Origin of the sequence: Paenibacillus sp. FA6, assembly GCF_051550225.1 — a bacterium.
Classification (GTDB): domain Bacteria; phylum Bacillota; class Bacilli; order Paenibacillales; family Paenibacillaceae; genus Paenibacillus_AQ.
Window position 1 is genome coordinate 1279428 of sequence record NZ_CP188820.1, and the last position, 13804, is coordinate 1293231.

Consider the following 13804-nt stretch of genomic DNA (forward strand, 5'->3'; position numbering starts at 1 on the left):
GTAGCGAAACAAGTATTTTGCTACGGTTCTTTTTCTATTGTATCGGACCCGTATCAAAAAGGAAGGAGCATTGATCTGATAAAAAAACGAATGTATGTTCGAAAAAATGCTTGGCAAACGTTCTAAAACAAGGTATCATAATATTATAAATATTGAAGGATGTGAGTCAATTGTCAGATCGTCGTGCGGCGCTGGATGTAGCGCTTCGTCAAATAGAGAAACAATTCGGTAAGGGTTCCATTATGAAGTTAGGCGAATCAACACACATGCAAGTGGGAGTTACTTCCAGTGGCTCTTTAGCTCTGGATATTGCCCTTGGCGTGGGTGGATTTCCAAAAGGTCGTATTATTGAAGTATACGGTCCAGAATCGTCTGGTAAGACGACTGTAGCTCTACATGCGATCGCTGAGGCTCAGAAGGTTGGTGGAACCGCGGCTTTCATTGATGCGGAACATGCGTTAGATCCTAAATATGCTGCTAATCTAGGTGTTAATATTGATGAACTGCTTCTATCGCAGCCAGATACGGGTGAGCAAGCATTAGAAATTGTAGAAGCATTGGTACGGAGTGGTGCAGTGGACATCATTGTCATTGACTCTGTTGCGGCCTTAGTACCAAAGGCAGAAATTGAAGGAGACATGGGGGATTCCCACATGGGTTTACAAGCCCGTCTGATGTCTCAGGCTTTGCGGAAGTTATCAGGGGTAATTAGTAAATCTAATACCACTGCGATCTTTATCAACCAGTTGCGCGAGAAGATCGGGGTTATGTTTGGTAATCCTGAGACCACTCCAGGTGGACGGGCCTTGAAGTTCTATGCCACGATCCGTTTGGATGTACGTCGAGTAGAGAGTATTAAGAACGGAAACGACATTATTGGTAACCGTACTAAGATTAAAGTCGTTAAGAACAAGGTAGCCCCACCTTTTAAACAGGCTGACGTTGATATGATGTATGGTTTAGGTATTTCCAAGGAAGGCGGCATTGTTGATATCGGTGTGGATATGGATATCATAAACAAGAGCGGGGCTTGGTTCTCCTATGAAGGTGAACGCTTAGGCCAAGGTCGAGAGAATGCGAAGCAATTCCTGAAGGATCATTCTGAGATATCAAATACTATTGAGAAGAGAATTCGGGAAGCTAGCAATTTGACGAGTGTAGTCACTCCTCCAGACGCGAAAGAGAAAGAGGAAGATGAGTTGGAAGAGAAAGAACTGTTGGAAATGGAATAGGCTTGGTATTGTAGTGATCTAAGTTGTTATGACATGGAGGGCGCCCGTAATATAATTACATGGGGTGCCTTTTGGCTTGTTTGTGGATAAATTTCTTAAGGAAAGGTGAGTGATTGAACTCATGGATGAATTGAATAATGACTATTATCTTGAAGAAGATGTAACAAGTGCTACTTCCCATTTTCCTGCGGATCAAGAATTGGTTATTACGGGAGTGGAGCGGGAACCAAAGCAGAAATATAGGTATTTAATATCTTTCGAATCTTATGTGCTCTCTGTTCATGAAGATGTGATGATCAAGTATAGAATGGTGAAAGGGAATACCTTTTGGAAACATGAATTAGAAGAAATTGTATTGTCTAATGAGAAGCAAATAGCTTATGTTCATGCATTGAAATATTTAGAGAGAAAGTCACGTACTCGCAAAGAAATACAGATAAGACTTCAAGAGAAGGAAACCTCGCTGGAGGTCATTGGGGACGTGCTAGAGCGCTTAAGTCGCGAAGGATTAGTAAATGATGCTATGTATGCTCAACAGTGGGCAGAGCAGCGAATTAGGAGCCAGCGCAAGGGTAAGGCGTGGGTGAGACAAGAGTTAAGGCAAAAGGGTGTAGATAAAACGCTTATTGCGGAAGCACTTGATGGGGTAAGCCCAGAACAAGAATATGAGAGTGCACTTATCATTGGTAGAAAGAAGTGGAGTCACACCAAAGGTGAAACGTTAGATAAGAAACGAAAGGTAGGATCTTATCTTATGCGGCGTGGATTCCCGGGTGAGCAAGTTAGACGGGTGCTGAATCAAGTGATACAAGAAGATGATTTACAAGATGTGGATGATGATTATGAGTTCGAATAAATAAGAATATATGGGATTACGACGCATTCCCTTGACAATATCTTTTCACAAATACTAAAATGAAAAAGAATCTATATTCGCAGAGTGAATCTTTTTCCTTCCAAAAGAGGTTCTTTCTATGAAAGATATTGATTCTGCTAGTTCCTATGAATGAATTTAACGCCAGTGGTTGGCGGACATTGTACATGGTTAGTACGCACAGCATGTCGGTAGTAATAGCAGGTTGGTAGTATTGTTATGAGTTAATGAATGAACAACTGTAGAAAATTCCAAGGATACCTTGGAGGAACAAACGAGGAGGGTGAACGGGATGATGGATACCTGGATTTGGGTCTTGATCATTCTCTTTGTAGCCGTAATCTTTGGGTTCGTAGGTTTTTTTATTCGAAAGTCTATTGCAGAAGCTAAGATTTCCAGTGCTGAAGAAGCTGCCGTTCAAATCGTGGAGAACGCGAAGAAGGAAGCAGAAGCAGTGAAGAAAGAAACGGTACTAGAAGCTAAGGATGAAGTCCATAGAATTCGGTCCGAAGCTGAAAAGGAAACTCGTGAACGCCGTAATGAAACTCAACGGCAGGAACGTAGATTGTTGCAAAAAGAAGAATCGCTGGATAAAAAAATGGAAGCATTAGAACGTAAAGAAGAGCAAGTGGCTAACAAAGAGAAACGAATTGAAGAAACTCAACAACAAATTGATATGATTTACATGAGTCAAGTAACGGAATTAGAACGCATCTCGAATTTAACTACTGAGGAAGCGAAGGGAATTATTCTAACCAATGTAGAGCATGAGGTACGTCACGAAACTGCACAGATGATTAAAGATATTGAGAGCCAAGCGAAGGAAGAAGCAGATAAGAAATCGCGTGAGATTATTACTCTAGCTATCCAACGCTGTGCCGCTGATCACGTAGCGGAAACAACAGTTTCTGTTGTAACACTTCCAAATGAGGAAATGAAGGGACGAATTATCGGACGAGAAGGTCGGAATATTCGTGCTCTTGAAACTCTTACTGGTATTGATCTTATTATCGATGATACGCCGGAAGCTGTTATTCTGTCAGGATTTGATCCAATCCGTCGAGAAATTGCCCGTACAGCACTAGAGAAATTGGTTGCTGATGGACGAATTCATCCTGCACGTATTGAGGAAATGGTGGAGAAATCTCGTAAAGAAGTGGATGAACGGATTCGTGAGTATGGTGAACAAGCAACCTTCGAGGTAGGTGTTCATGGACTGCATCCTGATCTTATTAAGATTATGGGTAGGTTGAAATTCCGTACAAGCTATGGTCAGAACGTTCTGAAGCACTCTATGGAGGTCGCTTATTTAACAGGATTAATGGCAGGAGAACTTGGGGTAGATATTGTATTGGCGAAACGTGCTGGATTATTGCATGACATCGGTAAAGCGCTGGATCATGAAGTGGAAGGATCACACGTTGAAATTGGCGTGGAACTAGCGAAGAAATACAAGGAACATCCAGTGGTTATCAACAGTATCGCTTCTCACCATGGAGATGTCGAAGCAACTTCGGTCATTGCTATGTTGGTTGGTGCAGCAGATGCTTTGTCAGCTGCGAGACCTGGAGCGCGTAGAGAGACATTGGAGACTTACATTAAGCGTCTTGAGAAGTTGGAAGAAATTGCTGAGTCCTTTGAAGGTGTGGAGAAATCATTTGCCATTCAAGCAGGTCGTGAAGTGCGCGTGATGGTTCACCCAGAGAAAATTGATGACGCGGAATCATTCCGATTAGCACGTGATATTACGAAGATGATTGAGAATGAACTGGATTATCCAGGACATATCAAGGTAACGGTCATTCGAGAAACTCGTGCGGTTGAATACGCCAAATAATAGTAAATATGAAAAGTGGCCACATTGGGGCCACTTTTCATATTGTTTATATTGAAGGAGGAGAAATGATATTAACGTTTTATTTATTGGAGATATTGTAGGAGAAGTTGGTAGAAAAGCACTTAAAGCTATGTTGCCCGTATTGAAAGCGAAATACAACCCACATATTATTATTGTGAATGGTGAGAATTCTGCTGCAGGTCGTGGGATTACAGAGTCTATTGCGAATGAATTTTATAATTGGGGTGTTCATGGAATTACCATGGGAAATCATACGTGGGACAATAAAGATATATTTGAATTTATTGACGATGAACCAAGAATAATACGTCCAGCTAATTTTCCACCGGGGACACCCGGACGTGGATATACGGTTATTAAAGCAAACGGAAAAGAATTGGCGATCGTTAATTTGCAAGGGCGTACGTTTTTACCAGCAATTGATTGCCCTTTTCGTAAAAGTGATGAAATTGTCGAAGAGCTACGCAAACAGCATAAATGTATCTTGGTCGATTTCCATGCTGAAGCGACTTCTGAGAAAATAGCTATGGGATGGAATCTAGATGGTCGTGTGTCTCTTGTAGTGGGTACACATACGCATGTTCAGAGTAATGATGATACCATTCTTCCAGGTGGAACGGCTTATCTCACGGATGCAGGGATGGTTGGACCGAGGGAAGGGATTCTTGGAATGGAACGAGAAGCCGTACTTCGTAAATTTGAAACACAGCTTCCAGTGCGGTTCGTAGTAGATACAGGGAAGTGGCATTTCCATGGCGTCTTTGTCGAAATAGATGAGTCTACGGGAAGTGCTCTAAAAATTGAGAAGATTCGTTTGCAAGAAGACGAATGGATTATGAGTTAATACGATAAAAAATAAATGGGTATTGATAAAATAAGTCATGATTTCTACTTTCCTGAATAATAATTAGTATGTGGATATGAGCCATCATCATTCCCAGGGGAGGATCAACTTATGGATGTATTAAAAGTTTCAGCTAAGTCCAATCCTAACTCGGTTGCGGGAGCGCTTGCTGGTGTTCTTCGTGAACGAGGAGTTGCTGAACTACAGGCGATTGGAGCCGGTGCTTTGAACCAAGCTGTAAAAGCAGTAGCTATTGCCCGGGGATTTGTTGCACCTAGTGGAGTTGATTTAATCTGTATTCCAGCCTTTACAGATATTGTGATTGATGGGGAAGACCGCACGGCGATGAAATTAATTGTTGAGCCAAGATGAGTTTCTATTTTCATATGTCTTAAACCTGTTTACCTGTGTAGAAGGTTGAACTTACCCAAGTGGTGAAGTCTATCTTTAGCTGAGGTAAACAGTTTTTTTTGTTAGGAAGGGGATTAGTACATATATGAGATCAGTGATAGATTTTCATTGTGATGTACTTAGTAAAATGACAGATGATGCTTCGATTATTTTTATGAATGATAGTCGATTGGATGTTACCTATGAACGATTACAAACTGGGGGAGTTGTTCTTCAGTGTTTCGCTATTTACTTACTGGAAAAGTGGGGACAGCCTCGATTTGAATATATACTGAAAGGTATAGATGTATTTCGAAATAAAGTTCTTACAACGGGTAATGGTATGCAATGGCTCCGCTTTAAAGAAGAAGTAAATCAATTGGCGAATTCCAAGTCATGGGGAATGCTATCTATCGAGGGAGCAGATGGGCTTGAGGGAAATATGTTCAATGTGAGAACAGCATATGAGCTAGGGGTGAGATTCCTCGGATTGACATGGAATTATGCGAATTGGGCAGCTGATGGCGTACTTGAGACGAGAAATGGCGGATTTACGAAGAAAGGAAGACAGCTTGTTGAATTATGCAATGAGATTGGGTTGCTATTGGATGTTTCCCATTTGTCACAGGCGGGGTTCTGGGAGTTGGCTGAATTAACGGAGAGACCATTCATTGCATCGCATTCTAATGCTTATGCTATATGTTCAAATGTGCGAAATCTGGATGACGAACAGATCAAAGGGATGGTTTCTATGGATGGCAGAATTGGCTTAACTTTTGTACCTTGGTTCGTTAAGAGTGGAAATGGTGAAGTAACTCCTAGGGACATCATTCCTCACATAGAGCATATGTGCGAGCTTGGAGCAGAGAAGCATCTGATGTTCGGGTCTGATTTCGATGGGATTGATACTTGGATCTCAGATTTGGAGCATCCAGGCAAGTATCCTAATCTGATTGAGTTACTGTTGAAGTATTACACGGAAGAACAAGTTAATTCATGGTTATCAGGGAATGCTTTAAGTTACTTGGAGACGTATCTACCGGGTAAATCTGCTGAATAGCGAAGCGAATAGGGTTAGACATACAAATAAGCTTGAACATTATGGCGAACTTGTTTCGAAAACTGGAATAATGTCGAATGTAGTATCACAATTTAGACGGGCACCTTTTTATTTTGAACACAAAGGTTGTATAATGGACGTTGATGTTGGTGTATAGAAATGAGAGAGAAAAAATAAGGAGTGGATTTTTTATGAGTAAATCAGTACCTGTAGGTGTGTCTGCAAGACATATTCACCTTACACAAGAACATGTTGAAGTATTATTTGGACAAGGATACCAATTAACCGAGTTCAAGCCGTTGTCGCAACCAGGGCAATTTGCAGCAAATGAAACGGTAGCTGTCATTGGATCTAAGGGTCAATTTGATAAAGTGAGAATTCTGGGACCAGCACGTCCAGCCTCACAATTGGAAATTTCTCGTACGGACTCTTTCGCAATCGGTGTAAAAGCACCTGTTCGTGAGTCTGGCAATATTGATGGTACACCAGGAGTAACACTCAAAGGTCCTGCTGGAGAAGTAACACTTGAAGAAGGTGTAATTGTTGCTGCACGTCATATCCATTTTCACACTTCCGATGCACAGGCTTGGGGAATTCAAGATAAGCAAATGCTAAAGGTACGTTTAGGTGGAGAACGTGGATTGGTTCTTGAGAATGTGGTAGCTCGTGTTTCTGATTCTTTCGCTTTGGACATGCATATTGATACAGACGAAGCTAACGCTGCAGGTGCCAATAATGGAGATACAGCTGAAATTATTGACTAAACTTGACATAAACAATAACCACGCTTTTCGTGAGACCTGAAATAATGGAAGGTAGGAGATTGATTCTCCTGCCTTTTTCTAAATATAAGAAAGTATAAGTTTTACTTGATACTCTATTCCTTATATTTCGGCAGAAACGGTTATACCGTCCTTGAAAAAGGACGGTATAACCGTTTCTGCTTGTTCGAATTTTGATCAATGCCTAACAAGTATGCTAATATATCTATATATTCAAATTATTGAACATTTAGGAGAGAAAGTTATGTATCAAGAAATACAACATTTCAAATCTGACTTTTTCAAGGCATTAGCACACCCACTGCGAATAAGGATACTTGAAACCTTGGTAGAGGGCGATAAGAATGTTAATGAGTTACAGACGATATTAGGTAGTGAAGGATCGGCTGTTTCACAACAATTATCTGTTCTCAGAAGTAAGAACGTTGTATATGGAAAAAAGGATGGAACCTCAGTGATCTACTCTTTAACCGATCCAAAGATTAAGGAACTGCTAATCGTGGCGAAACAAATTTTTGATAATCATCTTGTGAATACGATTTCAATTTTAGAAAACATAAAAAATCAGTGAATTTCTTCAAAAGAAGAGCAAATCGAGTGTAATTAATCGATTTGCTCTTCTTTTTGTTCCAATGGAGTGTTTATCTACGAAATGCGAAATTGACACTACTCTGTATCAGATATATGATTTTATATATATTCAAATAATCAAATATATTGATTGTGGGGTTAACTATGAAGTTCTCATTTAGTGGCAGATATGTAGGCTATAATAGAAAGTCATTTCAGAAGGACATTATTTCAGGTCTTATTGTAGGAATCGTCGCTATTCCATTAGGGATGGCGTTTGCAATTGCAGCAGGTGTTAAACCTGAATACGGGTTATATACGACGATCATTGCTGGTATATTAGTCTCTTTATTAGGAGGATCAAAATTTCAAATTGGCGGTCCGACGGGAGCATTTATTCCTATCATCTTTGCAATCGTTATGCAATATGGGTATGAGAATTTATTAATTGCTGGATTTATGGCTGGGGTATTACTATTCTTGATGGGATTATTTAAGCTTGGAGCTGTCATTAAGTTCATCCCACGCCCCGTTACGATTGGTTTTACTACCGGGATTGCGGTGACGATCTTTGGAGGTCAATTAGCCAATTTCTTTGGATTGGAGAATCTTGAGAAGCACGAATATTTCTTTTCAAATATGAAGGAAATAGCCAAGCATATTGGAACAACGAATATGTACAGTATTCTAGTCGCAGCGATTTGTCTCATTACGATCATTGTAACTCCTAAATTATTATCTAAATTACCAGGTTCGTTGGTGGGCTTGTTAGTTTCAACGGCTGTTGCAGCAACATTGTTCCCGGATAAGGTGGCAACGATTGGTAGTACGTATGGGGCTATCTCGAGTAGCTTACCTAGCGTACACTTTCCTACCTTCACGATCGATAATATTCAGAGTTTAATTAAACCGGCATTCATTATTGCCATGTTGGGTGGCATTGAATCCCTACTATCTGCTGTGGTGGCAGATGGAATGGGTGGAAGTAGACATAATAGTAATAGAGAGCTCATGGGGCAAGGGATTGCTAATATGATCACACCTTTATTCGGAGGGATTCCTGCAACAGGTGCAATCGCTAGAACGGCAACGAATATCAAGAACGGTGCTGTTTCCCCTATATCTGGGGTCATTCATGGGATTGTTGTTTTGTTGGTGCTAGTTCTTTTTGCACCTTATGCTTCTAGAATTCCGTTAGCTAGTATGGCTCCGATTCTAATGGTTGTTGCGTGGAATATGAGTGAGCGTAAAGAGTTTGTGCATATACTCAAAACAAAGTCGGGGGAAGCGCTGGTGCTTCTTACAACATTTATTCTGACCGTATTCACAGACCTTACTATGGCCGTGGAAGTGGGATTACTCTTGTCAGCCATTGTCTTTATTAAACATATGAGTGAGTTACTCATTGTTTCCAAAGTGTTGCCTGACCATTCTGCAAAGAACGATCAGGTAGCAGCACATATCGTGAATGATGAGCATGATTGCCCTTATATTAGTATTTATACGGTTGAGGGGGCGTTATTCTTCGGGGTGGCGAATCAATTTGAAAAGTCTATTATGGATGAAATTGATCACGAACCTAAAGTCCTTATTTTAAAAATGAATAATGTCCCTTATTTGGATTCAACAGGTGAGGCAAACTTTGCAAATGTAACGAAGCGTTTTATTAAACAGGGGGGGACGGTTGTAGTCTCAGAAATTCAAAACCAACCTCAACAAGTCATTCGAAATACACACTTAGATCAGTTTATCGGACCTGAGAATTTCTTTGGAAATACAGGAGAGGCCATCACCTATTCATTGACCAAATTAAATAAATCTCATTGTTTAGGCTGTCAACATTATGCATTCCGGGAATGCCAATTGCGCTCTAATCCATCTCTGAAGGAAGCTGTTGACTTAGAGATTCTCGAGTCGCAATTGATTAAATAAATGGACGTTCCAAGTGTGTAGTTAAAAGACATCGATTATGAGAAATAATTTATTGCTAATTTTCCTCCTTTTTTCATAGAAGGAGTTTTTTGATTTACGCTTTAGAGGATTGTTATGATATAATTTAAAATTGCATAGTAAATAAAATGATTTTTATTGTAAATATAAAGGACGTGAAATAATTGACTAAGGATAACCAAAACTCACCGGACTTAAAATCCGGCAAGGGTTCGAAAGATTACTCCAAATACTTCGATTTCTCTGATGCGAAAGTGTTATCAGAAGATGAGTTTGGAAAGAGAATTCGAATTAGAGGTCGAGAAATCAATATATTGTCAGAGCCGAACCATAGACAAGAGAAACAACGTGGTAAAGAAGATGTTCAGGTGTTGTATGGTAATGCCGTTCCAGACGAGCTGAGAGGCATAGGAGAAGGCAAACATTATATTGTCTATACATTTGGCTGCCAAATGAATGAACACGATACAGAGACCATTAAAGGACTCTTAGAACAGATGGGTTATAGTAGTACAGAGGATCGGAAGGTCGCAGATATTATTCTACTTAATACATGTGCTATTCGGGAGAACGCTGAGGATAAAGTATTCGGTGAACTCGGTCATCTCATGCATCTGAAGACAGAGAAACCAGATCTCTTACTTGGTGTCTGTGGTTGCATGGCCCAAGAAGAGAATGTGGTCAATCGTATTTTGCAAAAGCATGGTTTCGTCGATTTGATCTTCGGAACACACAATATTCATAGATTGCCGCATTTGATTAAGGAAGCACTATTCAGTAAAGAGTTAGTTGTCGATGTATGGTCTAAGGAAGGCGACATTATTGAGAACCTACCGAAGAAGCGGGAAGGTATGAAAGCATGGGTAAACATTATGTACGGTTGTGATAAGTTCTGTACCTATTGCATCGTTCCATTCACCCGTGGTAAAGAGCGTAGTCGCCGACCGGAAGATGTTATCGCAGAGGTAAGAGACCTAGCACGTCAAGGATTCAAAGAAGTGACATTGCTTGGACAGAATGTGAATGCCTATGGTAAAGATTTCACGGATATTACTTACAGCTTCGCTAATCTAATGGATGATATGCGTTTGATTGATATTCCACGTGTTCGGTTCACAACTTCTCACCCAAGAGACTTCGATGATGAGTTGGTGGACGTGCTTGCTAAGGGTGGTAATCTGGTAGAGCATATTCATCTACCTGTTCAATCTGGAAGCACGGAAATTCTGAAGAAAATGAGTCGTAAATATTCCCGTGATCGATATATCGAGTTAGCACACAAGATAAAAAAGGCGATTCCAAATGTAGGATTAACGACGGATATTATTGTTGGCTTCCCAGGAGAGACCGATGAGCAATTTGAGGAAACAATGACGTTAGTCAATGATATTGGCTTCGATTCAGCCTACACCTTTATTTATTCTCCCCGGGAAGGGACACCTGCAGCTATAATGGAGGATAATATTCCTATGGAAGTCAAGAAGGAACGCTTACAACGTCTTAATCAGGCTATTGTCGATAACAGTCTTATGAGCAACGAGAAGCTACAAGGGAAGACCGTGGAAGTGCTCGTTGAAGGTGAAAGTAAGAATAATGAGGCGGTTCTAGCAGGAAGAACACGGACTAATAGGCTAGTACATTTTGAAGGTGGTAAAGACCTGATTGGGACGCTAGTGAATGTGGAAATCAGCGAAGTAAAGACATGGTATATTAAAGGCGAGATTGTAACAGAGTCTGTAGCTGTGAATTTATAGATAAGGAGTGGTCCATGTGGCAGAAGAACAAGGTAAGCTTAATGAGTATGGAATGATGACCTATGATACGCGAGATTTGGTTATCCAAGAAGAGGTTATGGTTAAGGCGAAAGAATTAGCGAACTTGATATCTAATAGTGAAGAAGTTCAGCACTTCCAACAAGCAGAAATGAAAATTAATAACCATGAACGTGTACAAGATCTGATCACTGTAATCAAGAAGAAGCAAAAAGAAATTGTTGCCTTTGAATCTTTTAGAAATAAAGAGATGGTTGCAAAGATTGAAGCTGAAATTGAAGTTCTCCAAGATGAGATCGACGGTATACCCGTTGTTGTGGAATTCCAGCAGAGTCAAAGTGATATAAACTATTTACTACAGCTGGTGATTTCTGTTATACGAGATACGGTATCCGAAAAGGTGAATGTCGAAGTGGGGACAGATTCTCCTCCAACAAATTGTGGTTAAGAGTGGACAGGGCTGCGGATGATTATCCGCGCCTTTTTGCTAAATGATAAGAAAGTATAAGACGTGCGAAACGGATACCACCTGAGTATAGGATGGAAATTCCGTTTCTTCTTTATCTGATTAAATAGATAGAAAGACATAATATAGGAGGATTATCATGGAGGGATTAGACAGCATGATTGCCAAGGGGAAAGATACCTTTTGGGGATTTCTTGGTTGTGAATTTGTTTCTGGAGATAATAAGGAAGTGAAGATTGCATTGGATGCTAAGGAACACCATACGAATTCTCTTGGTATTGTCCATGGAGGAGTGCTCAGCTCATTGATGGATCAGGCCATGGGTATGGTTGCAACAGCTGCCAAAAATGTAGATGCTTGTGTGACGACAAATATGAATATACATTTTGTAGCTCCGATGAAGCAGGGACTTCTAACAGTAACTGCCGTAGTTATTCATGAAGCAGGACGTAGCTTAACGACTGAAGCGCGTGTTCATGATAGTGAAGGAACATTAGGATGTGTATCGACAGCTAGCTTCAGAGTCGTTGGCATTAAGAAATAAAGTGGAAACAAGTCATAACACTTGACAAATAATATTAATGAATCATAATGATAATATCAAATAGAATATTATGTGGTGATGACGATGAATGAAGATAATAATGATAATAATAAACAAGAAACGTACAATGCTAAGAAATACCGCACGCCAGATGGAGTGCCTGCTGATATTGTCATGTTTACACTAACGAAGCGGGAACGTAAGACGGTTACGAAGACTTTACCTATTCGCGAACTCAAGGTGATGTTAATTCGTCGTAAGTCTTGGCCATTTGCGGGTAAATGGGCGCTACCTGGGGGATTTTGCAGAGAAAGTGAATCCATCTATGATGCGGCAAAGCGAGAGTTGAAGGAAGAGACCGGTGTGGACGGAGGCCATCTAGAGTATTTAGGTGTCTATAGCAAGCCTGGTAGAGATCCGCGTGGTTGGATTATCAGCAATGCCTTTTTTGCACTCGTAGAAGAATGGATGCTGGAGCAGAAACAAGCAGCGGACGATGCGGAAGAAGTGGGGATGTTCGGGATTCAAGAAGCGCTCGAACAGTTGGAGTTAGCATTCGATCATCGCGAGATTATTAGAGATGCGTATATAAGAATTCAGCAGAAGATGTTGCAGACGACGATTGCTAGGCAGTTTCTGCCGAAGCACTTCACCCTGAGTGAACTATATCAAGTGATTCAGACGGTTGTGCCAGAGTTCAAGGAACCCAATTTCATTCGGAAAATCACTTCAACACGAAGCAGACAGGGTCTCTTGGAAGAAGTGAAAGATGAGACGGGCAAGAAACTTAGTTCTAATCAATATTCACAGCGTTCCGCACAATTGTACATGTTTATGGATGATGTTCCTTTATTATCGATCTACACGTAGTTCCAATATGCAATGAATGGGGAGTGAGAATGATGAAAGCATTAATCGTCATTGATTATACCTATGATTTCGTAGAAGGTAATCTTCCGGTGGGGCAGCCTGCCATTGATATTCAAGAGACTATTGTCGCCCTCACCCAAAAGTATGTAGATCAGGATGACTTCGTCGTGATGGCTGTTGATCTTCATGAGGAGAATGATTCTTATCATCCGGAGACGGCTTTATTCCCTCCACATAATATTCGTGGTACGCACGGACGTGAATTGTACGGTGATTTGGCGGATGTCTATAACAGAAACCAACAATCTATCTATTGGGTGGATAAGAGTAGATACAGTGCTTTTTGTGGAACGAATCTCGACATAGCACTTAAAGAACGTGGAATTACGGAAGTCCATCTGGTAGGTGTATGTACGGATATTTGTATTCTTCATACCGCTGTAGATGCATACAACAAGGGATATGGAATTACCGTGTTTGAGGATGCTGTAGCCAGCTTTAATCCGCACGGGCATGAATGGGCACTAGAGCATTTTAAAGGTAGTCTGGGAGCTCAAGTGATTAGAAGTTCGAAATAGAGGTTTTCTTCTGA

The 13804-nt window shown here is 40.6% G+C and carries 14 protein-coding genes; all 14 read left to right on the top strand.

What is annotated here, in order from left to right; genetic code table 11:
* The first annotated feature begins 170 nt into the window (after nt 1-170).
* The 14 genes from recA to ACP8HI_RS06015 all read left to right on the top strand — a co-directional run bounded on the left by recA (nt 171) and on the right by ACP8HI_RS06015 (nt 13790).
* Nucleotides 171-1232 (top strand): recombinase RecA, encoded by a 1062-nt coding sequence (gene recA / locus ACP8HI_RS05950; protein WP_438350208.1) that lies wholly within the window; start codon nt 171-173, stop codon nt 1230-1232.
* A gap of 121 nt (nt 1233-1353) precedes the next feature.
* A complete protein-coding gene (locus ACP8HI_RS05955; protein ID WP_438350209.1) occupies nt 1354-2088 on the top strand; it encodes a regulatory protein RecX in 735 nt (244 codons plus the stop codon).
* Nucleotides 2089-2401: 313 nt separating this feature from the next.
* The gene (gene rny, locus ACP8HI_RS05960; RefSeq protein WP_438351719.1) at nt 2402-3943 is read left to right on the top strand and encodes a ribonuclease Y; all 1542 of its coding nucleotides are present in this window, start codon (nt 2402-2404) and stop codon (nt 3941-3943) included.
* Between the two features lie 70 nt (nt 3944-4013).
* Entirely contained in the window at nt 4014-4808 is a 795-nt protein-coding gene (locus tag ACP8HI_RS05965; RefSeq protein WP_438351720.1) for a TIGR00282 family metallophosphoesterase, read from the top strand.
* A gap of 111 nt (nt 4809-4919) precedes the next feature.
* Nucleotides 4920-5180 carry a stage V sporulation protein S gene (locus tag ACP8HI_RS05970; protein ID WP_068655598.1) on the top strand — a complete coding sequence of 87 codons (261 nt, stop codon included), beginning with the start codon at nt 4920-4922 and terminating at the stop codon, nt 5178-5180.
* Nucleotides 5181-5304: 124 nt separating this feature from the next.
* A complete protein-coding gene (locus tag ACP8HI_RS05975) occupies nt 5305-6258 on the top strand; it encodes a dipeptidase (RefSeq protein WP_438350210.1) in 954 nt (317 codons plus the stop codon).
* A gap of 191 nt (nt 6259-6449) precedes the next feature.
* Nucleotides 6450-7022, top strand: coding sequence for a phosphate propanoyltransferase (gene pduL, locus ACP8HI_RS05980; RefSeq protein ID WP_438350211.1), 573 nt, complete (start codon nt 6450-6452; stop codon nt 7020-7022).
* Between the two features lie 262 nt (nt 7023-7284).
* On the top strand, nt 7285-7611 hold the full coding sequence (locus ACP8HI_RS05985; protein ID WP_438350212.1) for an ArsR/SmtB family transcription factor: 327 nt from the start codon (nt 7285-7287) through the stop codon (nt 7609-7611).
* Between the two features lie 164 nt (nt 7612-7775).
* Nucleotides 7776-9542, top strand: a complete 1767-nt coding sequence (locus ACP8HI_RS05990) for a SulP family inorganic anion transporter (protein ID WP_438350213.1) — start codon at nt 7776-7778, stop codon at nt 9540-9542.
* A 182-nt stretch (nt 9543-9724) separates the two neighbouring features.
* Nucleotides 9725-11314: a tRNA (N6-isopentenyl adenosine(37)-C2)-methylthiotransferase MiaB gene (gene miaB, locus ACP8HI_RS05995; protein WP_438350214.1), complete on the top strand. Its 1590-nt coding sequence runs from the start codon at nt 9725-9727 to the stop codon at nt 11312-11314.
* Between the two features lie 52 nt (nt 11315-11366).
* Nucleotides 11367-11780, top strand: coding sequence for a RicAFT regulatory complex protein RicA family protein (locus ACP8HI_RS06000; protein WP_438351721.1), 414 nt, complete (start codon nt 11367-11369; stop codon nt 11778-11780).
* Between the two features lie 157 nt (nt 11781-11937).
* Nucleotides 11938-12342, top strand: a complete 405-nt coding sequence (locus ACP8HI_RS06005) for a PaaI family thioesterase (RefSeq protein ID WP_438350215.1) — start codon at nt 11938-11940, stop codon at nt 12340-12342.
* Nucleotides 12343-12426: 84 nt separating this feature from the next.
* Nucleotides 12427-13212 (top strand): NUDIX domain-containing protein, encoded by a 786-nt coding sequence (locus ACP8HI_RS06010; protein WP_438350216.1) that lies wholly within the window; start codon nt 12427-12429, stop codon nt 13210-13212.
* Between the two features lie 32 nt (nt 13213-13244).
* Nucleotides 13245-13790: a cysteine hydrolase family protein gene (locus tag ACP8HI_RS06015; RefSeq protein WP_438351722.1), complete on the top strand. Its 546-nt coding sequence runs from the start codon at nt 13245-13247 to the stop codon at nt 13788-13790.
* Nucleotides 13791-13804: the final 14 nt, after the last annotated feature.

Excerpts from the sequence above, each read along its gene's own strand:
- rny (WP_438351719.1), top strand. The coding sequence starts at position 2,402 with ATGGATACCTGGATTTGGGTCTTGATCATTCTCTTTGTAGCCGTAATC.
- ACP8HI_RS05975 (WP_438350210.1), top strand. The coding sequence starts at position 5,305 with ATGAGATCAGTGATAGATTTTCATTGTGATGTACTTAGTAAAATGACA.
- ACP8HI_RS05955 (WP_438350209.1), top strand. The coding sequence starts at position 1,354 with ATGGATGAATTGAATAATGACTATTATCTTGAAGAAGATGTAACAAGT.
- ACP8HI_RS06000 (WP_438351721.1), top strand. The coding sequence starts at position 11,367 with ATGATGACCTATGATACGCGAGATTTGGTTATCCAAGAAGAGGTTATG.
- ACP8HI_RS06010 (WP_438350216.1), top strand. The coding sequence starts at position 12,427 with ATGAATGAAGATAATAATGATAATAATAAACAAGAAACGTACAATGCT.
- ACP8HI_RS06005 (WP_438350215.1), top strand. The coding sequence starts at position 11,938 with ATGGAGGGATTAGACAGCATGATTGCCAAGGGGAAAGATACCTTTTGG.
- ACP8HI_RS05990 (WP_438350213.1), top strand. The coding sequence starts at position 7,776 with ATGAAGTTCTCATTTAGTGGCAGATATGTAGGCTATAATAGAAAGTCA.
- pduL (WP_438350211.1), top strand. The coding sequence starts at position 6,450 with ATGAGTAAATCAGTACCTGTAGGTGTGTCTGCAAGACATATTCACCTT.
- ACP8HI_RS06015 (WP_438351722.1), top strand. The coding sequence starts at position 13,245 with ATGAAAGCATTAATCGTCATTGATTATACCTATGATTTCGTAGAAGGT.
- ACP8HI_RS05970 (WP_068655598.1), top strand. The coding sequence starts at position 4,920 with ATGGATGTATTAAAAGTTTCAGCTAAGTCCAATCCTAACTCGGTTGCG.
- ACP8HI_RS05985 (WP_438350212.1), top strand. The coding sequence starts at position 7,285 with ATGTATCAAGAAATACAACATTTCAAATCTGACTTTTTCAAGGCATTA.